Source organism: Micromonospora sp. S4605 (assembly GCF_003176715.1).
In the GTDB taxonomy this organism is placed as follows: Bacteria; Actinomycetota; Actinomycetes; order Mycobacteriales; family Micromonosporaceae; genus Micromonospora; species Micromonospora echinaurantiaca.
On sequence record NZ_QGSW01000243.1, the window covers coordinates 1 to 17366 of the forward strand.

Sequence of the window (17366 nt, forward strand, 5' to 3'; positions counted from 1 at the left end):
ACCCCGAGGCCCGGATCACCGTGCTGAACCACCTGTCCTCCGCGCACACCTACCCCGGCCGCTACAGCCACGCCGCGCCCACCCGGCACCGGGCCACCCGACACCGGGCCTTCCCGACACCGGGCCGCCCGGCACCGCGTCCCCGCCGCCCGACCGCCCTGCACCGGGGCTCCTCCCGGGGCTGCCCGGCTGCTCGGCTGCCGGCCTCGCGGCCTCTTGGCAGTGATCGTCTGTTGCAGGGCAGGGCGTATGCCGGTTGAAACACCTGCCCAACATCAGACGATCATGGGCGGCCGGCGCGGCCCGGCCCGGCGCGGCTGGTGGCGTGGGGTCAGGTGGGGAGGGGGGTGTCGCCGGTCAGCCGGAAGGAGGAGTCGTCGAACGGCTCCACCAGGCCGTCCTGCACCAGTGCGGCCAGCGCCCGGGACCGCTGCACGTCGTCCGCCCACACCTGGTCGAGTCGCTGCCGCGGCACCGGGCCGGTGGCCTCCCGCAGCACCCCGAGCAACAGCCCGCGGACCTGCCGGTCGGTGCCGGCGTACCGCTGTGGGCGCCGGGTCGGGCCGGTCGGCGCAGGCTGTCCCGAGGCGCGCCAGGCGCAGACCGACTCGACCGGGCACCGGTCGCAGCGGGGTGCCCGGGCGGTGCAGATGACGGCGCCCAGCTCCATGAACGCCGCGCTGGCCAGCGCCGCGGCGGCCGGCTCGGCGGGCAGCAGTTCCTCGGTGGCGACCAGGTCGGCGGGTCGGGTCACCGGTCCGGCGTCCGGCTCGCCGGCCACCGCCCGGGCGACCACCCGCCGGACGTTGGTGTCCACCACCGGGTGCCGCTGCCCGTACGCGAACGCGGCCACCGCCCGGGCCGTGTACGTGCCGATGCCCGGCAGGGCCAGCAGTTGGTCCAACCGGTCCGGCACCCGGCCGCCGTGCCGCTGCACGATCGCCACCGCGCACTCGCGCAGCCGGACCGCCCGCCGGGGGTAGCCGAGCCGCCCCCACATCCGGATCGCCTCGGCCGGGGTGTCCGCCGCCAGCGCGGCCGGCTCCGGCCAGCGCGCCAGCCACGCCTGCCAGGCGGGGACCACCCGGACCACCGGGGTCTGCTGGAGCATGACCTCGCTGACCAGGATCGCCCACGGGCTCACGTCCGGTCCGCGCCACGGCAGGTCCCGGGCGTTCTTTTGGTACCACCGGCTGACCAGGGTGGTGAAGGTGGGTGCACTCATCGCGGGGCCGATGATGTCACGCGGCCCGGTCCCGCAGGTTGGGCGGCCCGGGCGGGCCGCCGCGGCGACCGGGGGCGGATCGGGCAGAATGCCCGGATGAACGAGCTCGCGATCACCGTCATCGGCCGGGACCGGCCGGGCATCGTGGCCGACGTCGCCGAGGTGCTCGCCCGGCTCGGCGCGAACCTCACCGACAGCACGATGACCCGGCTGCGGGGGCACTTCGCGATGACGCTGATCTGCGTCGGCCCGGCCGCCGCCGAGGTCGAGGCCGCGCTGGCCCCGCTCGCCGCCGACGGCCAGCTGCTGGCGACCGTACGGGCGGTCACCCCGGACGGTGAGCTGGCGCCGGGCGGCGAGCCGTACGTGATGGCGGTGCACGGCGCCGACCGGCTGGGCATCGTGGCCGCGATGACCCGGGTGCTCGCCGACGCGGGCGGCAACGTCACCGACCTGAGCACCCGCCTGGCCGGGACGCTGTACGTGGTGGTCGCCGAGGTGGACCTCCCGCCCGGCACCGCCGACGCGCTCGCCGGCCGGCTCGCCGAGACCGCGGCCGAACTGGGCGTGGGGGTGACCCTCCGGCCGGCCGACCCGGACCTGTTGTGACCGGCGACGCGACCGCCCCGGACGCCGACGAGTACGCCGGCCTCGGCGACTGGACCCCGGAGGCGCTGGCCGTGCCGGGCGAGGTGCGTACGGTGGTGGCCGCCCCGCACCCGGTGCTCAGCCGGGCCGGCGGCGAGGTGGACCCGACCTCGGCCGAGACCGTGCAGCTGGCCGCCGACCTGATCGCCACCATGCGGGTGTCGCCGGGTTGCGTCGGCCTGGCGGCCCCGCAGGTCGGGGTGGGTGCGCAGGTCTTCGCGGTGGACGTCACCGGTCACCCGAAGGCGGTCACCGTGCACGGCACCTTCGTGCTCTGCAACGCCCGGGTGGTCGAGGCGACCCGGTGGAAGCCGGGGCGGGAGGGCTGCATGTCCGTGCCCGACCTGACCGGTGACGTGAAGCGGGCCAGCCGGCTGGTGGTGGAGGGCGTGCTGCCCGGCACCGGCACGCCGGTCCGGTTGGTGACCGACGGGTTCGAGGCCCGGGCCCTGCAGCACGAGATCGACCACTGCGCCGGCCTGCTCTTCCTCGACCGGGTCGCCGGCGCGCACGCCGTCTACCAGCGCAAGGTCTATCTCTGAGCCGACGGCCGGCGGTCCGGCCCGGGGACAGCGGCGCGAGGGGTCGCCGGCGGCGCCAGCGGGCTCGGCCAGGTGTCGGCCGCACCGTCTGGGCGCGGGCGGAACAGTCGTGAGTGGAGGGTAGGTCCGGTGAGCCGTCGACGTCCCGGCGCGTCGCGGCGGGCTGTGCGGCGGTCGCCGCTACGGTGGGGGGCATCATGCGTCTGACGGTCGGCCCCCTGCCACCCGCCGTTTACTGGCGGCGTCGCGCCGTCGTACTCGGAGCGGGGCTTCTTTTCCTGATTGTCCTGCTCTATTCCTGCACCGGTTCGGATCCGGATCCGAAGGCGACCGGCGACGCGCAGCCGAGCGCCGGCGCGACGTCGTCCGCCGCCTCGCCGGAACCCACCGGGTCGGTGCTCACCCCGCAGACCGGCGCGCCGCCGTCGGGCGACGCGGGCTCCGTCGACCCGTCGGGCGAGCCGACCGTCACCAACGGCCCGGTTCCCGGTGCACCGGTGGTCGACGACGGCACCTGCACGGACGCCGAGATCAGCGTGACCCCGGTCGCCCGGCCCGCCTCGGCGGTCCGCGGCGCGACGGTGGACCTGCAACTGAAGATCAAGAACCGGTCCGAGCGGACCTGTAGCCGCGACGTCGGCGCCGACGTGCAGGAGCTGTTCATCAAGTCCGGGGCCGAGAAGATCTGGTCGTCCGACACCTGTGGCACCGGCAAGGGCTCCGACGTGCAGTCCTTCACGCCCGGCTTCGAGCGGTCCTATCAGGTCGGCTGGAACGGCAAGGCGTCCAGCCGGTGCGCGAACGGGGTGGCCGCGGGTGAGGTGCCGCCGGCCGGGACGTACCAGGTCTTCGCCCGGGTCGGCAGCAAGCTCAGCGAGCCGGTGAAGCTCACCCTCACCGGCTGACCGGCCACCGCCCGAGGCCGGCGCGCCGGGGTCAGACGTAGCGTTCCAGGATGGACGCCTCGGCGAGCCGGGACAGGCCCTCCCGTACGCCGCGGGCGCGGGCGTCGCCCACCCCCTCGACGGCCTGGAGGTCCTCCACTGTCGCGCCGAGCAGCCGCTGGAGGCTGCCGAAGTGCAGCACCAGCCGGTCGACCACGGCCACCGGCAGCCGGGGCACCTTGGCCAGCAGCCGGAAGCCGCGCGGGCTCACCGCCGCGTCCAGGGCGTCCGAGGCGGCTGGGTAGCCGATCGCCTTGGCGACCGAGACCAGGTCGATCAGTTCGGTGGCGCCGAGCAGGTCCAGCTCGACCAGCGCCTCGTCCAGGGTGCGGGACTTGCGGCCGGCCGGGAGGTAGTCCCGGATCACCAGGGTGCGGTCGGCGTCCACGCCGGCCATCAGCTCGTCGAGCTGGAGTGCCAGCAGCCGGCCGTCGGTGCCCAGCTCCACCACGTAGCCGGCGATCTCGTCGGCGATCCGGCGGACCATCTCCAGCCGCTGCACCACGGCCACCGCGTCGCGTACGGTGACCAGGTCCTCGATCTCCAGCGCGGAGAGGGTGCCGGAGACCTCGTCCAGCCGCAGCTTGTACCGCTCCAGCGTGGCGAGCGCCTGGTTGGCGCGGGAGAGGATGGCCGCCGAGTCGTCCAGCACGTGCCGCTGGCCGTTGACGTAGAGGCTGATGATCCGCATGGACTGGCTGACCGAGATCACCGGGTAGCCGGTCTGCCGGGCGACCCGTTCGGCGGTGCGGTGCCGGGTGCCGGACTCCTCGGTGGGGATGGTCGGGTCGGGCATCAGGTGCACCGCGGCCCGGACGATCCGGGTGCCGTCGCTGGAGAGCACCACTGCGCCGTCCATCTTGCACAGCTCCCGGACCCGGGTGGCGGAGAACTCGACGTCCAGCGGGAACCCGCCGGTGCAGAGCCCCTCGACGACCTTGTCGTAACCGAGGACGATCAGCGCGCCCGTACGGCCGCGCAGGATCCGTTCCAGACCGTCGCGCAGCGCGGTGCCCGGCGCCATGAGCGCCAGGTTGGCGCGCAGCGGATCGCCGGCGGAGCTGCCGCCCCCGGTCACGTTGACGCTGATCGGACGGGCGGGCGAGCCCACAGCGCCGGTGCGGGCGTGGGGCGTCGCGCCGGCAGGCTTGGTGGTATCGCGGTCGATCGGCACGGGCACAGTCTACGGACTGCCCTGCGGTGGGTGCTGTCGTGGTTACTGTGATGTGTCGCGATGTCCGGTGCGGGTGGTGCGCAACGGCCCGGGCGGGGTGCCCGGTATCGCCCCGGCCGCCCGCCGTCGACCGTCATCGGTCACTCCGCGGAGACGCGCGCCGCCGCCTGGAGCGCCGCCCGGACGTCCGTGACCTCGGTCACGCGCAGCTGCTCCGAGGTGACGCCGGTGCTCTCCGGGCCGCAGCCGGGCGGCACGAGCGCGTAGCGGAAGCCCAGCCGGGCCGCCTCGGCCAGCCGGCGGGGCACCGCGCCGACCCGCCGGACCTCGCCGGTCAGACCGACCTCGCCGATCGCCACCAGGTGCGGGGCGATGGCCAGGTTGAGCCCGCCGGAGGCGACCGCGAGGGCGACGGCCAGGTCGGCCGCCGGCTCCACCACCCGGATGCCGCCCACCGTGGCGGCGAAGACCTCCCGGTCGTGCAGGGTCAGCCGCTCGGTACGCCGCTGGAGCACCGCCAGCACCATCGCCAGCCGGGCCGAGTCGAGCCCGGAGACCGTCCGCCGGGGAGAGCCGGCGACCGTGGCGCCGATCAGCGCCTGCACCTCGGTGACCAGCGCCCGCCGCCCCTCCATCGCCACCGTGACGCAGGTGCCCGGCACCGGCTCGGAGTAGCGGGTGAGGAAGAGCCCGGACGGGTCGGCCAGGCTGCTGATGCCGCCCTCGTGCATCTCGAAGCAGCCCACCTCGTCGGCGGCGCCGAACCGGTTCTTGACGCCGCGCACCATCCGCAGCGAGGAGTGCTTGTCGCCCTCGAAGTGCAGCACCACGTCGACCAGGTGCTCGAGCACCCGGGGCCCGGCCACCTGCCCGTCCTTGGTGACGTGGCCGACCAGCACGGTGGCGATACCACGCTCCTTGGCCACCGCGACCAGGGCGGCGGTCACCGCCCGGACCTGGGTCACCCCGCCGGGCACGCCCTCGGTGCCGGTGGTCGAGATGGTCTGCACGGAGTCGAGCACCAGCAGGCCCGGCTTGACCGCGTCGAGGTGCCCGAGCACCGCGGCCAGGTCGCTCTCGGCGGCCAGGTAGAGCTGGTCGTGCAGGGTGCCCATCCGCTCGGCGCGCAGCCGCACCTGACTGACCGACTCCTCGCCGCTGACCACCAGCGAGGGGCTGCCCGCGCCGGCCGCCCACTGCTGGGCCACGTCGAGCAGCAGGGTGGACTTGCCGACGCCCGGCTCGCCGGCGAGCAGCACCACCGCGCCGGGGACCAGGCCGCCGCCGAGCACCCGGTCGAGCTCGCCCACCCCGGTGGGCCGGGCCCGGGCGGGCGCGGCGCTGATGGTGGCGATCGGCCGGGCCGGCTCGGCCGGCATCCGGGAGCTGACCACCCGCCCGGAGACGGTCGGGCCGGTCACCGTGCACTCGACCACCGAGCCCCACTCGCCGCACTCCGGGCAGCGCCCGACCCACTTGGGCGGCTGGTGGCCGCAGGCGTCGCACTCGTAGGCCGGGCGCGGCTCACGGCCGGCGGCGCGGCCGCGCCCGGCCGCCCCGGCACGCGGTGAGGTGGATCGGGAGGTGGTCACACCGGGACGTTAGTCCCCGCGTACGACGAAAACACCGCCGGCGTGGTGGTCGCCACGCCGGCGGTGTCGCCGGATGCTGGTGCGGACGGTCAGTGGTCGGAGCCGCCGTGCCCGCCGCCGTCCTCCTGGCCCTCGTAGCCGCCCTCGCGCTCGATGATCGGCGACGGGGGAGCCGCCGGGGTGAGCGGCACCGCGACCGGCGCCGGGCCGGTGAGGCTGATGCCGTTGCCGAAGTCGAAGGTGACGAAGACGTTCTGCCCCGAGCGCACCGCCTCGTTCAGCCCGATCAGCTGGAGGATCCGGTTCGCCTCGGAGTTGAGCTGCACGTAGCTCAGCGGCGGGATCTCGATCCGGGCCGGCCCGCCGGCCGGGACGGACGGGGTCGCCGACGGCGACGGGGGCACGAACGGGCTGGCGGTGCCGGTCGGGGTGGCCGTGCCGGTCGGGCTGGCCGTGCCGGTCGGGGTGGCCGACGGCGTGGCCGTCGGGGAGGCCTCCTGCGTCGGGGTGGCGGACGGGCTGGCCGCCGCGCCGTCGCCGGTGATCACCACGTCGCGGGCGTCCTGGCTGCTGACGGTGACCGTGACCGGGTTCCGCGAGTCGTTGTAGATCACGGCGCTCAGCAGCGCGTTCGCGCCGGCCTGGTAGCCCTCGATGCCGGGGAACTCGACCAGCAGGCCGCGGACGGCGTACTCACCGTTGCTGGTGCTGAGGTTCACGCCCTGGACCGACGGCTCCTTGTTGGCGGTCTCGGAGACCTGGCCGGCGCCGCACCCGGACAGCAGCAGTCCGGTCGCCGCAGCCACCCCGGACAGCACCAGGGCCGCCCGCCGGGAACCCCTGATCGAGCGCGTCACGTCGGTCCTCCTCGTCACGATCCCACCCGGTCCTGTGCCCGGGCACACGGTGGCCATGCCCGCGCAGACCGCGCTCCAGGGTAGTTGGGGCTGATCGAGGCCCGCACGCCGACCCGGGGATGCCACCTGCCGGGGGGACCTCAGACCACCCGCCCGCTGCTCACCAGCAGCACCACGTCGATCAGGGCCACCAGCATGACGGCCCGGAAGGCGGCCACCGGGCGGCCGCCGGCCCGGGCGGTGGCGCGCCCGCCGTACCAGCTCAGCGGCGGCACCACGACGGCGGCCGCCACCGCGGCCAGGCCGACCCCCGACGGCGGGCCGGGCGGCCCGACCACCAGCGTGGCCGTCGCCGCGAGCAGCAGCCCGGCGGCGGCCACCCGGCTGCCGGCCGGCCCGAGCCGGTGCGGCAGCCCGCGCACCCCGGTCCGGGCGTCGTCGGCGAGATCGGGCAGGACGTTGGCGAAGTGCGCGCCGGCGCCCAGACAGGCCGCGGCGGCCACCAGCCAGACCGGCGGCGCGGGCGCGCCGGGCAGCGCCAGCACCACGAAGGCGGGCAGCGACCCGAAGGAGACCGCGTACGGCAGCACCGAGACCGGGCTGGACTTCAGCGGCCAGTCGTAGAGCAGCGCGGAGACCAGGCCGGCGGTGGCGCAGAGCGCCGCCGGCGGGTTGGTGGCCAGGGCCAGCGCCGGGGTGGCGAGCGCGGCCACCGCCGCGGCCAGGGCAACCGTGCGCCGGCCGACCGCGCCCGCGGCGACCGGCTTGTCGGTACGCCCCACCGTGGCGTCCCGGCCGGCGTCGAGCGCGTCGTTGGCCCAGCCGACCGCGAGTTGGCTGGCCAGCACGGTGAGCACCACGGCGACCACCCCGGACGGTCGGTGCCCGACCCCGACGGCCAGCAGACCGGCCACTGTGGTGACCGCCGCGGCCGGTTCCGGATGGCTCGCCCTGACCAGCCCTAACACCGTCGACGACATAACGGAAGTCTGGTCGTTACCGGTGAGTCGTGCCACGCTCGGAGCCATGCGAGACGCGGGCCGCACCCTGCCGCGCAACGATCCGCGCCAGTACGACGACCTGGCCGGCGAATGGTGGCGGCCGGACGGCGCGTTCGCCATGCTGCACTGGCTGGCCGAGGCCCGGGCGGCACTGGTACCGCCGGCGTCCCGGCCCGGCGCGCTCCTGGTCGACCTGGGCTGCGGCGCCGGGCTGCTCGCCCCGCACCTGGCCGGCAAGGGCTACCGGCACGTCGGGGTGGACCTCACCCGGTCGGCCCTGGCACAGGCCGCCGAGCACGGGGTGACGGTGGTCCAGGGCGACGCCACGGCGGTGCCGCTGGCCGACGGCTGCGCTGACGTGGTGGCCGCCGGCGAACTGCTGGAGCACGTGCCGGACTGGCGGGCCGCGGTGGCCGAGGCGTGCCGGCTGCTCCGGCCGGGCGGTCTGCTCGTGCTGGACACCCTCAACGACACCGCGCTGAGCCGGCTGCTCGCGGTCCGGATCGCCGAGCGGCTGCCCACGGTGCCGCGCGGAATCCACGACCCACGGTTGTTCGTGGACGCCCGCGCGCTGGTGGCGGAGTGCGAGCGGCACGGCGTACGGCTGCGGCTGCGCGGCGTCCGGCCGGCGATCGGTGGCCTGCTGGGCTGGCTGCTGCGGCGGATGCGGGACGGCAACCGTCCGGACGCGACGGACGCCGGTCCGCCGCCCCGGATCGTGCCGACCTGGTCGACGGCGGTGCTCTATCAGGGGCGTGGCACACGAAGCGGGTAGCCCGGTCCGCGCGGGGGTAAGGACTGGGCCGAGGAGGGGGCGGGTATGACGCTGCACGCGCTGGAGGCGGCTCGGCGGTTGGCGCCGCGGTTCGCCGCTCGGGCGGGGGATCACGACCGGGACGGCTCGTTCCCGGTGGCGGACTTCCACGACCTGCGGGAGGCCGGGCTGTTCGGCCTGATGGTCCCCCGCGAACTGGGCGGGCTGGGGGCCACGTTCGCCGAGTACGCGGCCGTCGCCACCGAGCTGGCCCGGGGCAACGGCGCCACCGCCCTGGTCTTCAACATGCACGCCTCGGTCACCGGCGCGCTCGGCGCGGTCACCGAGGAGCTGGCCGCGGCGCTCGGCGTGCCGGACGAGGCGCTGGTCGCCCGCGACCGGCTGCTCTCCGCCGCCGCCCAGGGGTCCTGGTACGCGGTGGCGATGAGCGAGCGGGGCGCCGGCGCCCGCCTCTCCCAGCTGGCCACGGTCTACGAGCCGGTCGACGGCGGCTACCGGATCAAGGGCAGCAAGACCTTCTGCTCCGGCGCCGGGCACGCGGACGGTTACCTGGTGGCCGCGCGCGGCGTCGCCGACCAGTCGGTGGTCTCCCAGTTCCTGGTCCCGGCCGGCGACGGCCTGACCGTCGAGCCGAGCTGGGACTCGCTCGGCATGCGGGCGACCGCCTCGCACGACCTGCACCTGGACGTCACCGTGCCGACCGACCGGCTGCTCGGCGGGGTGGAGGGGTTGGCCCTGGTGGTCGCCCAGCTGATGCCGCACTGGCTGGTGGCCAGCTACGCCGCGGTCTACGTCGGGGTGGCCCGGGCGGCGGTCGACGCGGCCGCCGAGCACCTGAACGCGCGGAACCTCGCCGGCCTGCCCGCGGTCCGCGCCCGGCTCGGCCGGGCCGACGCGGCGGTGGCGGCGGCCCAGCTGGTGGTCGAGGAGGCGGCCCGCCGGGTGGACGAGGCGCCGGGCGACGCGGAGACCAACCGCTGGGTGTGGCGGGCCAAGCTGCTCGCCGGCACCACCGCGGCGGACGTCGCGGCATCCATGCTGGAGGCGGCCGGCACCTCGGCCACCCGTCGGGGGCATCCCCTGGAGCGGCTCTACCGGGACGCCCGCTGCGGGTCGCTGCACCCGGCCACCTCCGACGTGTGTGCCGACTGGCTCGGCATCGCGGCGCTGGGCGGTGACCCGGACCGCGACGGGTCGGCGCCTCGTTGGTGAACACGAGGAGTTCACCGGACCGGCGCGCACCCTGGACCAGGGACGCCATGGTGGACGTGCAGGGGACCACGACGAGAGGTGGAGCATGGTGGCCGTGCCAGTGATCGCGGGTCTCGGTACGGCGCACCCGCCGTCCGCCGCGCAGGACGAGCTGTGGGCCGGGTTCTTCTCCCGACACTTCTCCGGCACCACCCGGGCCCTGGCGGAGCGGATCTTCGCCCACTCCGGGGTGACCCGCCGCCAGGCCGCGGTCAACCCGCTGCTGGAGGACGTCTCCGACTGGCCCACCGAACGGCGGATGCGCCGCTACCAGGTGGAGGCGCTGCCGCTGGGCAAGGAGGCGGTGGGGCGGGCGCTCACCGCGGCCGGGCTGGCCGCCGGTGACATCGGCCTCTTCATCGTCTGTTCGTGCACCGGCTACGCCACCCCGGGCCTGGACATCCTGCTCGCCCGCGACCTGGGCATGGCGCCGGAAACCCAGCGGATGTTCGTCGGCCACATGGGCTGCTACGCCGCGCTGCCCGGGCTGGGCGCGGCGAGCGACTTCGTCACCGCCCGCGGCCGGCCGGCGCTGCTGCTCTGTGCCGAGCTGACCAGCCTGCACATCCAGCCGTCCAGCGCCCGGGTGGACACCCAGCAGATCGTCTCGCACGCGCTCTTCTCGGACGCCGCGGTCGCCGCCGTGGTGGTGCCCGACGGTCGGGGGTACGCGGTGCGCGAGGTCACCTCGGTCACCGACACCTCGACCGCCGACCACATGACCTGGGACGTCACCGACACCGGCTTCCGGATGGGGCTCTCGCCGAAGGTGCCACAGGTGCTCTCCACCCACGTCCGGGGCCTGGTCGACGACCTGCTGGGCCGGCACGGCGCCACCCTGTCCGGGGTGGACGGCTGGGCGGTGCACCCCGGCGGGCCCCGCATCCTCAACGTGGTGGAGCGGGAGCTGGCGCTGCCGCCGGCGGGGTTGGCCGCGTCCCGGGCCACCCTGGACGAGCACGGCAACTGCTCGTCGCCGACCGTCCTGCTGATCCTGGACCGGCTGTGCCGGGCCGCGGCGCCGCCGCAGCGGGTGCTGATGCTGGCCTTCGGGCCGGGCCTGACCCTCTACGCCGCGCTGCTCGAACGGCGGGACTGAACGCGACGGACCGGGCCGGCGGCGGTTACCCTCGCCGCATGGACGCCGAGGCGGATGGCCGGCCGCCCAGCGGGGCCGGCGACCGGTTGCGGGCCGGCGTACTGGCCGGTCTGGGGGTCGCCGCGCTGATCGCCGGTGGCTCGTGGTGGCGGGCGAACGCGCCGGTCACCGGGCCGCCGCCCACAGCGCCGACAGCGTCGCCCGCGTCGTCCGCGCCCCGCTTCGAGGTGGTGGGGGATCCGGAGCGCAGCGTGACCTTCCGGGTCGACCCGGTCACCGGCGCCGCCATGCGGATGGACCCGCAGCCGGCCGCCGGGGCCGTCGAGCCCTTCCGGCGGTACGACGACGACGGCTGGCTCGACCGGCCCGGCGAGCTGATCTGGCGGGAGCGGACCGTCCTCACCCAGGAGCGCCCGGTCACCCGGCAGACCGCCACCGGGTACGGCGCCCGCCACGTGCTCCAGTTCCGCTGCACCGGGCCGGGCGAACTTCGGGTCTCGGTGCTCGGCGCGCGGGCCGGCGATCCGTTGACCAGCGGCTGCGACGGCTCGCTGGTCACCACCCAGGCGATCGGCCGGGGCGGGCCGTTGCGGGTCACCCTGTCGACCGCCGGGGCCGAACCGGTCCGGGTCGAGGCGCGACTGGTCGCGGTGCCCTGACCGGCGAACCGGCCGGGCCGGGCCGGCGCGGCGCGGCGCGGCGCGGGCCGGTTCCGGTCAGCGGGCGGACCCGGCACGGGCGCGGGCGGATCAGGTCAGCGGGCGAGGCGGGCCAGGTCGGCCCGGTAGTCCTCGACCGAGTGCACCTCCGGCACCACCCGCAGCAGCACTCCGGAGCGGTCCACCAGGAGCACGGTGGCGGTGCCGGGACGGGCCGGCAGGTGCAGGAACGCGCGCAGCCCACCGGCCGGGTCGGCGAGCGGGCGGACGCCCGGGCCGGGGGACGGGGTGGTGGCCACCGTCCGGTCGCCGGTGACGGTGACCACGGTGACCCCGGCCGGCGCGGCGGCAGCGGCCTCGACCACCCGGTCCGCGCAGGCGCAGCCGTCGACCAGGACGATCACCGCGGGCAGCAGGCCGCGTAGCGGCACCGGCGACTGCCCGGCGTCGACCAGGTCCAGCGCCGGCAGCGGCCGGCCGGCCAGCTCGGCGGGCGTCGGCCGGGGTACGACGGTCGGCTCGTCGGTGCGCGACGACCGGGGCCAGGTCACCGCGAACAGCCCGGCGACCGTGGTGAGCACCGCGACCAGCAGGACGAGCAGCGGGAAGGCGAGCGCGGGGCGGGCCGGGCCGGAGCGGCGCAGCTCGCGGCGGACCCGGGCGGCCTCGTCGGCCAGCGCGGAGGCGTCGTCCGGGACGACCACCCGGCCCCACTCGGGGGGCAGGTCGGGCAGTCCGGGGCCGTCGGCGTCAGGCTTGCCCATCGGACCCCCTGGAACGGCTCGGGAGCGGACAGCGGCTCGTCCTCCAGCGTCCCGCACCCGGCCTCCTACCGCTACACCTGGGCGCACCGGCTCGTACCGGGATACCATGAGTCGAGCGCATAGCCCTTGATCTCGACGTTCGCGTCACTCGTACCGGGACGTCATCCGTACGTCACGGAGCGTGTTCAAACCATCGGTTTGACGTCCTGTCAAGCTGAAGAAATACCTCTCACAGGGCCCCTGAGCTGCGCCAACGGTCAGGACAGCGGTGAGACATCGGTGCCTGAGCGTGTTACCCTAGACACAGCGAAAGGGGTTTCGAACCTATGGTTTTCAGTGTCGGCGAGACCGTTGTTTACCCCCACCACGGGGCCGCACTCATCGAGGCAATCGAGACTCGGGTCATCAAGGGCGAGCCTAAGCAGTACCTCGTCCTGAGGGTCGCGCAGGGTGACCTGACGGTCCGGGTACCCGCTGAGAACGCCGAGATCGTGGGTGTGCGCGAGGTGGTCGGCGAAGAGGGCCTGGGCAAGGTCTTCGACGTTCTCCGGGCTCCGCACACCGAGGAGCCGACCAACTGGTCGCGGCGTTACAAGGCGAATCTGGAGAAGCTGGCCTCCGGCAACCCGCTGAAGGTCGCCGAGGTCGTCCGCGACCTGTGGCGCCGGGAGCGGGAGCGGGGTCTTTCCGCGGGTGAGAAGCGCATGCTCGCCAAGGCCCGCGACATTCTCGTCGGCGAGGTCGCGCTGGCCGAGAAGAGCACCAAGGACGAGGCGGAGACGCTGCTCGACAAGGTGCTCACCGAGGCCTAGTCCCCACAGCATCGTCGTACCCGATTCGTAGCGAAGAAACCACCGAGGACCGCGACGTGACCGCGCAGCTCAATCCGCGCGGTGACGTCGCGGTCCTCGTGCCTGCGGCCGGTGCCGGCGTACGCCTCGGCCCCGGCCGGCCCAAGGCGCTGCGCCCGCTCGCCGGGGAGCCGCTGCTGGTGCACGCGGTCCGCCGGCTGGCCGCCGCACCGTCGGTGCACACCATCGTGGTGGCCGCCCCGGCCGCCGAGGTGGCCGCCGTCCGCGCGCTGCTCGCCCCGGTCGCCCCGGTGACCGTGGTGCCCGGCGGCGCGGAACGGCAGGCGTCGGTGGCCGCCGCGCTGGCCGCGGTGCCCGCCGGCCCCGAGATCGTCCTGGTGCACGACGCGGCCCGCGCGCTCACCCCGCCCGAGCTGGTGGAATCCGTCGCGGCGGCGGTCCGGGCCGGCCACGACGCGGTGATCCCGGTGCTCCCGGTGGTCGACACGGTCAAGGAGGTCGGCGCCGACGAGGTCGTCCTCGGCACCGTCGACCGCTCCGCGCTGCGGGCGGTGCAGACCCCGCAGGGCTTCCGTCGCGCTGTGCTGACCGCCGCGCACGCCGCCGCCGGCGACCCGCTCACCGACGACGCCGGCCTGGTCGAGAAGCAGGGCGTGCCGGTGCGCTGCGTCCCCGGCTCCGAGTACGCGCTGAAGATCACCCGCCCGTTCGACCTGGCGCTGGCCGAGCACCTGCTGGCCACCGGCGGCTGACGCGTACCCTCTGTCCATGATCGTTCCCCGGGTGGCCATCGGCACCGACGTGCACGCCTTCGCGCCCGGCCGGCCGTGCTGGGTGGCCGGCCTGCTCTGGCCCGACCAGGACGGTCTGGCCGGTCACTCGGACGCCGACGTGGCCGCGCACGCGGCCTGCAACGCGCTGCTCTCCGCCGCCGGCCTCGGCGACCTGGGCGCCAACTTCGGGGTGTCCGAGCCGGAGTGGGCCGGCGCGTCCGGCGTCGCCCTGCTCACCGAGAGCGCCCGCCGGGTCCGGGCCGCCGGATTCGCCATCGGCAACGTGTCGGTGCAGGTGATCGGCAACCGGCCGAAGATCGGCCCGCGCCGGGCGGAGGCCGAGCAGGTGCTCTCGGCGGCGGTCGGCGCGCCGGTCAGCGTCTCCGCGGCCACCACCGACGGGCTCGGCTTCCCCGGCCGGGGCGAGGGGCTCACCGGGATCGCGGTGGCCCTGGTGTACCCGGCGCCGGACGCCTAGGCTCGCCGCGATGTCCAGCGACGCCACCTCCGACCGGTCCGCCGCCGACGGCTACCTCCAGCGCGCCCAACTCCTCGCCGAACTCGGCCGCTACGACGAGGCCGCCGCGGAGGTCGGCTACGCGGTCGCCCTGGAACCGGAGAACCCCCAGGCGCTCACCATCCTGGCCCGGGTGCACCTGGCCGCCGACCGGCCGGCCGAGGCGCTCACCGCCGCCGACGCCGCGGTCGCCGCCGCACCGGACGCGGTCCCGGCGCTGGTCGCCCGGGGAATGGCGCTGGCCGATCTGGAGCGGTACACCGAGTCGGCCCGTACCGCCGACCAGATCCTGGCGCTCGGCCCCGACGACGCGTACGCCCAGCGGAGCGCGGCCGCGATCCTGGCCGGCTCGCGCAACGGGCAGCTGGCGCTGAACGCGGCCTGGCGGGGGGTCGAGCTGGCGCCCGAGGAGCCGCAGGCGCACCTGGTGCTCGGCCTGGTCGCCGCCAACATGGAGCTGTTCGACCTGGCCGAGCGGGCCTACCGGGAGGCGCTGCGGCTGGACCCGCAGCTGGCCGAGGCGCGGCACGACATCGGCGTGCTCCGGCTGGAGCAGCGCCGCTGGAGCGACGCGCTGGAGCACCTGGCCGAGGCCGCGGCGATGAGCCCGGGCCGGATCGACTCCGGCCGCACCATCTCCACCGGCGTACGCCAGCTCGTGCTCTACGGCGCGGGCTGGACGATGATCGCCGCCGTCGTGATCGCCTGCATGGCGCCCGGGAGCGAGGGGCTGTCCCGGGTCGCGGCGGCGTTCGCGGCGCTCGGCGGCGCGCTGGTGGTCTGGCGGTTCGCCGCCAAGCTGCCCGGCCTGACCCGGACGATCCTGCCCAGCCTGCTCCGCTCCGACCGGATGCTCGCCCTCGCCGTCTACGCGGCCGCCGGCGCGCCCCTGCTGATCCTGCTCTACGCCCTGGTCGGCACCCCGTGGCCGCTGGTCCTCGCCATCGCCACCGCCGCCGCGGCCGAGTTCGCCGTCTTCACCCGTAGCCAGTTCTGAGCCCTCGTCAGGGAGCGGGACGGACGGCGTAGGCGCCGAGGGAGGGCTCCAGCGCGCCGAAGGCGGTGCGGACGTGCGCGGTGACGATCCGGGCGATCTCGTCGTTGCCGTGACCCGTCAGCGTCAGACGTAGCGTCTCCTCGAGCAGCAGCCGGAGGACGCCGCCCAGCTGAGCCGCGGCGACCCGCGGCAGGAGGTCGCCGGGGTCCGCACCGGTCTCCTCGGCGAGTACGCGGGCCAGCGCCCGCTCCCGGTCGTCGTGGAACTCGCGCAGCCGGGCGGCCAGCGCGGGACTGCCGGTGACCATGCGGGCGAACTCCGGGCCGGTGAAGCCGATGACCGGGTCGTGCGCGGCCGCGGCGGCCAGGTACTCCCGGCGCAGCGCGGCCAGTGCCGACTCGCCGGGGCGGCGTTCGCGCACGGTGGTGACCGGCCCTTCGACGAACGCGTCCCGCAGGTCGAGCGCGAGGTCCTCCTTGCGCGGGAAGTAGTTGGTGACCGTCATCTTGGCCACCTGCGCGGCGGCGGCGATCTCGGCGATCGTGACGTTGTCGAAGCCGCGCTCCAGAAACAGCCTGGTCGCCTGTTGGGAGATGTTCTCCCTGGTCTGGCGCTTCTTCAGGGCCCGCAGCCCGGTCGTCTGTCCGCTCATGACGCGAGCATACCTGTATCCGTCCCAAATTTGTTGTTGACATCTTTATAGGTCGAGCATAAGTTTAGGTCGCATCGAGGCGCTGCTGCGCCCGCTCGGGCCGTCGAAGGGAGATCGCTCATGACCGTGACCGATTCGGTGGGTGCCTACCTCCGGGAGATCGGCCGGACCCCGCTGCTCACCGCCGAGCAGGAGGTGGAGCTGGGCGCGCGGATCGAGGCCGGGGCGCTCGCCCAGCACCGTCTGGACGCCGATCCGGACGGGCTGACCGCTGACGAGCGGGCCACCTGCGAGCGGCTGGCCGCCGACGGTCGGCGGGCCCGGCAGCACATGATCGAGGCCAACCTCCGCCTGGTCGTCTCGATCGCCCGGCGGTACGTCCGCGAGGGTGGGCTGCCGCTGCCGGACCTGGTCCAGGAGGGCGTCATCGGGATGATGCGCGCGGTGGCGAAGTTCGACCACCGGCGCGGGCTGAAGTTCTCCACCTACGCCACCTGGTGGATCAAGCAGGCGCTCGGCCGCGCGCTGGCCGACCAGAGCCGCACCATCCGGGTGCCCGCGCACATGGCCGAGCTGATCAACCGGGTGCACCGGGTCCGCCGCACCCTGCTCCGGGACCTCGGGGAGGAGCCGACCGCCGCGCGGATCGCTGTCGAGCTCGACCTGGCTCCCGAGAAGGTCGAGCAGGCGCTGCGGTACGACCGGGAGCCGGTCTCGCTGCACGCCCCGGTCGGCGAGGACGGCGCCCAACTCGGCGACTTCCTCACCGACGACGCACCGGATCCGGCCGCCCAGGTGGCCGCCGGCTCACTGCGTTCCTACCTGGACACCGCGCTGTCCGCCCTCAGCGAGCGGGAGGCGACGGTCATCGCCCAGCGGTACGGCCTCGCCGACGCGGAGCCGCGCACCCTGGACGAGATCGGCCGGGTGCTCGGCCTGACCCGGGAACGCATCCGCCAGATCGAGGCCAAGGCGATGTCCAAACTCCGCCACCCCGCCCGGACCCGCGTCCTGGCCGACCTCCTGGCCGCCTGAGCAGAAGGGAGAGCAGCTTGACCTTCGACAAGACCACCCCGCCCACCCG

20 protein-coding genes are annotated in these 17366 nt (G+C 75.3%); 13 read left to right on the forward strand and 7 right to left on the reverse strand.

The genetic code is table 11. From position 1 onward, the window contains the following. Positions 1-260 (forward strand): hypothetical protein (locus DLJ47_RS37010; protein ID WP_233257933.1); only part of this gene is annotated, 260 nt, incomplete at its 5' end. Between the two features lie 71 nt (positions 261-331). Here DLJ47_RS37010 and DLJ47_RS21280 read toward each other — a convergent pair. Next, complete coding sequence (locus DLJ47_RS21280) at positions 332-1225, reverse strand: A/G-specific adenine glycosylase (RefSeq protein ID WP_109902041.1); 894 nt, start codon at positions 1223-1225, stop codon at positions 332-334. 96 nt (positions 1226-1321) lie between these two features. Here DLJ47_RS21280 and DLJ47_RS21285 point away from each other — a divergent pair, with 96 nt between their 5' ends. From DLJ47_RS21285 to DLJ47_RS21295, 3 genes are all read left to right on the forward strand, one after another. Next, entirely contained in the window at positions 1322-1834 is a 513-nt protein-coding gene (locus tag DLJ47_RS21285; RefSeq protein WP_088996390.1) for a glycine cleavage system protein R, read from the forward strand. Then, positions 1831-2415 (forward strand): peptide deformylase, encoded by a 585-nt coding sequence (locus DLJ47_RS21290; protein WP_109902043.1) that lies wholly within the window; start codon positions 1831-1833, stop codon positions 2413-2415. Before DLJ47_RS21285 ends, DLJ47_RS21290 begins: the two co-directional genes overlap by 4 nt. Positions 2416-2612: 197 nt before the next feature. Further along, positions 2613-3320: a hypothetical protein gene (locus DLJ47_RS21295; RefSeq protein ID WP_109902045.1), complete on the forward strand. Its 708-nt coding sequence runs from the start codon at positions 2613-2615 to the stop codon at positions 3318-3320. A 31-nt stretch (positions 3321-3351) separates the two neighbouring features. On the opposite strand, the gene disA is transcribed toward DLJ47_RS21295, so the two are convergent. The 4 genes from disA to DLJ47_RS21315 all read right to left on the reverse strand — a co-directional run bounded on the left by disA (position 3352) and on the right by DLJ47_RS21315 (position 7962). Continuing rightward, positions 3352-4533 carry a DNA integrity scanning diadenylate cyclase DisA gene (gene disA / locus DLJ47_RS21300; protein WP_088997993.1) on the reverse strand — a complete coding sequence of 394 codons (1182 nt, stop codon included), beginning with the start codon at positions 4531-4533 and terminating at the stop codon, positions 3352-3354. Positions 4534-4673: 140 nt separating this feature from the next. After that, positions 4674-6125, reverse strand: a complete 1452-nt coding sequence (gene radA, locus DLJ47_RS21305) for a DNA repair protein RadA (protein ID WP_109902047.1) — start codon at positions 6123-6125, stop codon at positions 4674-4676. A gap of 89 nt (positions 6126-6214) precedes the next feature. Beyond that, positions 6215-6982 (reverse strand): hypothetical protein, encoded by a 768-nt coding sequence (locus DLJ47_RS21310; protein WP_109902049.1) that lies wholly within the window; start codon positions 6980-6982, stop codon positions 6215-6217. A gap of 140 nt (positions 6983-7122) precedes the next feature. Continuing rightward, on the reverse strand, positions 7123-7962 hold the full coding sequence (locus tag DLJ47_RS21315; protein ID WP_109902051.1) for a UbiA family prenyltransferase: 840 nt from the start codon (positions 7960-7962) through the stop codon (positions 7123-7125). A gap of 46 nt (positions 7963-8008) precedes the next feature. Between DLJ47_RS21315 and DLJ47_RS21320 the strand changes: the two genes are divergently transcribed. The 4 genes from DLJ47_RS21320 (at position 8009) to DLJ47_RS21335 (ending at position 11767) form a co-directional block, all read left to right on the forward strand. Next, positions 8009-8758 (forward strand): methyltransferase domain-containing protein, encoded by a 750-nt coding sequence (locus DLJ47_RS21320; protein WP_109902053.1) that lies wholly within the window; start codon positions 8009-8011, stop codon positions 8756-8758. A gap of 45 nt (positions 8759-8803) precedes the next feature. Continuing rightward, positions 8804-9970 (forward strand): acyl-CoA dehydrogenase family protein, encoded by a 1167-nt coding sequence (locus DLJ47_RS21325; protein ID WP_109902055.1) that lies wholly within the window; start codon positions 8804-8806, stop codon positions 9968-9970. Positions 9971-10055: 85 nt separating this feature from the next. Further along, entirely contained in the window at positions 10056-11108 is a 1053-nt protein-coding gene (locus DLJ47_RS21330; protein WP_172899416.1) for a type III polyketide synthase, read from the forward strand. 38 nt (positions 11109-11146) lie between these two features. Next, positions 11147-11767 carry a hypothetical protein gene (locus DLJ47_RS21335; RefSeq protein ID WP_109902057.1) on the forward strand — a complete coding sequence of 207 codons (621 nt, stop codon included), beginning with the start codon at positions 11147-11149 and terminating at the stop codon, positions 11765-11767. A 95-nt stretch (positions 11768-11862) separates the two neighbouring features. On the opposite strand, the gene DLJ47_RS21340 is transcribed toward DLJ47_RS21335, so the two are convergent. Continuing rightward, on the reverse strand, positions 11863-12531 hold the full coding sequence (locus DLJ47_RS21340; RefSeq protein ID WP_109902059.1) for a hypothetical protein: 669 nt from the start codon (positions 12529-12531) through the stop codon (positions 11863-11865). 326 nt (positions 12532-12857) lie between these two features. On the opposite strand from DLJ47_RS21340, the gene DLJ47_RS21345 reads away from it, so the two are divergent. Genes DLJ47_RS21345 through DLJ47_RS21360 form a run of 4 tightly spaced genes read left to right on the forward strand, consistent with a single transcriptional unit; the run spans position 12858 to position 15630 of the window. Next, positions 12858-13343: a CarD family transcriptional regulator gene (locus tag DLJ47_RS21345; protein WP_007073334.1), complete on the forward strand. Its 486-nt coding sequence runs from the start codon at positions 12858-12860 to the stop codon at positions 13341-13343. Between the two features lie 56 nt (positions 13344-13399). Then, a complete protein-coding gene (gene ispD, locus DLJ47_RS21350) occupies positions 13400-14095 on the forward strand; it encodes a 2-C-methyl-D-erythritol 4-phosphate cytidylyltransferase (protein ID WP_109902061.1) in 696 nt (231 codons plus the stop codon). A gap of 16 nt (positions 14096-14111) precedes the next feature. Next, positions 14112-14594 carry a 2-C-methyl-D-erythritol 2,4-cyclodiphosphate synthase gene (ispF, locus tag DLJ47_RS21355; RefSeq protein ID WP_109902063.1) on the forward strand — a complete coding sequence of 161 codons (483 nt, stop codon included), beginning with the start codon at positions 14112-14114 and terminating at the stop codon, positions 14592-14594. 10 nt (positions 14595-14604) lie between these two features. Further along, the gene (locus tag DLJ47_RS21360) at positions 14605-15630 is read left to right on the forward strand and encodes a tetratricopeptide repeat protein (RefSeq protein WP_109902065.1); all 1026 of its coding nucleotides are present in this window, start codon (positions 14605-14607) and stop codon (positions 15628-15630) included. A gap of 7 nt (positions 15631-15637) precedes the next feature. Here the strand turns inward: DLJ47_RS21360 and DLJ47_RS21365 are convergent, their stop codons facing one another. Then, on the reverse strand, positions 15638-16282 hold the full coding sequence (locus DLJ47_RS21365; protein WP_109902067.1) for a TetR/AcrR family transcriptional regulator: 645 nt from the start codon (positions 16280-16282) through the stop codon (positions 15638-15640). Positions 16283-16402: 120 nt separating this feature from the next. Between DLJ47_RS21365 and DLJ47_RS21370 the strand changes: the two genes are divergently transcribed. Then, positions 16403-17317, forward strand: coding sequence for a sigma-70 family RNA polymerase sigma factor (locus DLJ47_RS21370; protein ID WP_109902069.1), 915 nt, complete (start codon positions 16403-16405; stop codon positions 17315-17317). The last annotated feature ends 49 nt before the right edge of the window (positions 17318-17366 follow it).

Excerpts from the sequence above, each read along its gene's own strand:
- DLJ47_RS21340 (WP_109902059.1), bottom strand. The coding sequence starts at position 12,531 with ATGGGCAAGCCTGACGCCGACGGCCCCGGACTGCCCGACCTGCCCCCC.
- DLJ47_RS21365 (WP_109902067.1), bottom strand. The coding sequence starts at position 16,282 with ATGAGCGGACAGACGACCGGGCTGCGGGCCCTGAAGAAGCGCCAGACC.
- DLJ47_RS21315 (WP_109902051.1), bottom strand. The coding sequence starts at position 7,962 with ATGTCGTCGACGGTGTTAGGGCTGGTCAGGGCGAGCCATCCGGAACCG.
- DLJ47_RS21335 (WP_109902057.1), top strand. The coding sequence starts at position 11,147 with ATGGACGCCGAGGCGGATGGCCGGCCGCCCAGCGGGGCCGGCGACCGG.
- DLJ47_RS21345 (WP_007073334.1), top strand. The coding sequence starts at position 12,858 with ATGGTTTTCAGTGTCGGCGAGACCGTTGTTTACCCCCACCACGGGGCC.
- DLJ47_RS21325 (WP_109902055.1), top strand. The coding sequence starts at position 8,804 with ATGACGCTGCACGCGCTGGAGGCGGCTCGGCGGTTGGCGCCGCGGTTC.
- DLJ47_RS21295 (WP_109902045.1), top strand. The coding sequence starts at position 2,613 with ATGCGTCTGACGGTCGGCCCCCTGCCACCCGCCGTTTACTGGCGGCGT.
- DLJ47_RS21280 (WP_109902041.1), bottom strand. The coding sequence starts at position 1,225 with ATGAGTGCACCCACCTTCACCACCCTGGTCAGCCGGTGGTACCAAAAG.
- DLJ47_RS21285 (WP_088996390.1), top strand. The coding sequence starts at position 1,322 with ATGAACGAGCTCGCGATCACCGTCATCGGCCGGGACCGGCCGGGCATC.
- DLJ47_RS21330 (WP_172899416.1), top strand. The coding sequence starts at position 10,056 with ATGGTGGCCGTGCCAGTGATCGCGGGTCTCGGTACGGCGCACCCGCCG.
- DLJ47_RS21360 (WP_109902065.1), top strand. The coding sequence starts at position 14,605 with ATGTCCAGCGACGCCACCTCCGACCGGTCCGCCGCCGACGGCTACCTC.
- DLJ47_RS21370 (WP_109902069.1), top strand. The coding sequence starts at position 16,403 with ATGACCGTGACCGATTCGGTGGGTGCCTACCTCCGGGAGATCGGCCGG.
- ispF (WP_109902063.1), top strand. The coding sequence starts at position 14,112 with ATGATCGTTCCCCGGGTGGCCATCGGCACCGACGTGCACGCCTTCGCG.
- DLJ47_RS21320 (WP_109902053.1), top strand. The coding sequence starts at position 8,009 with ATGCGAGACGCGGGCCGCACCCTGCCGCGCAACGATCCGCGCCAGTAC.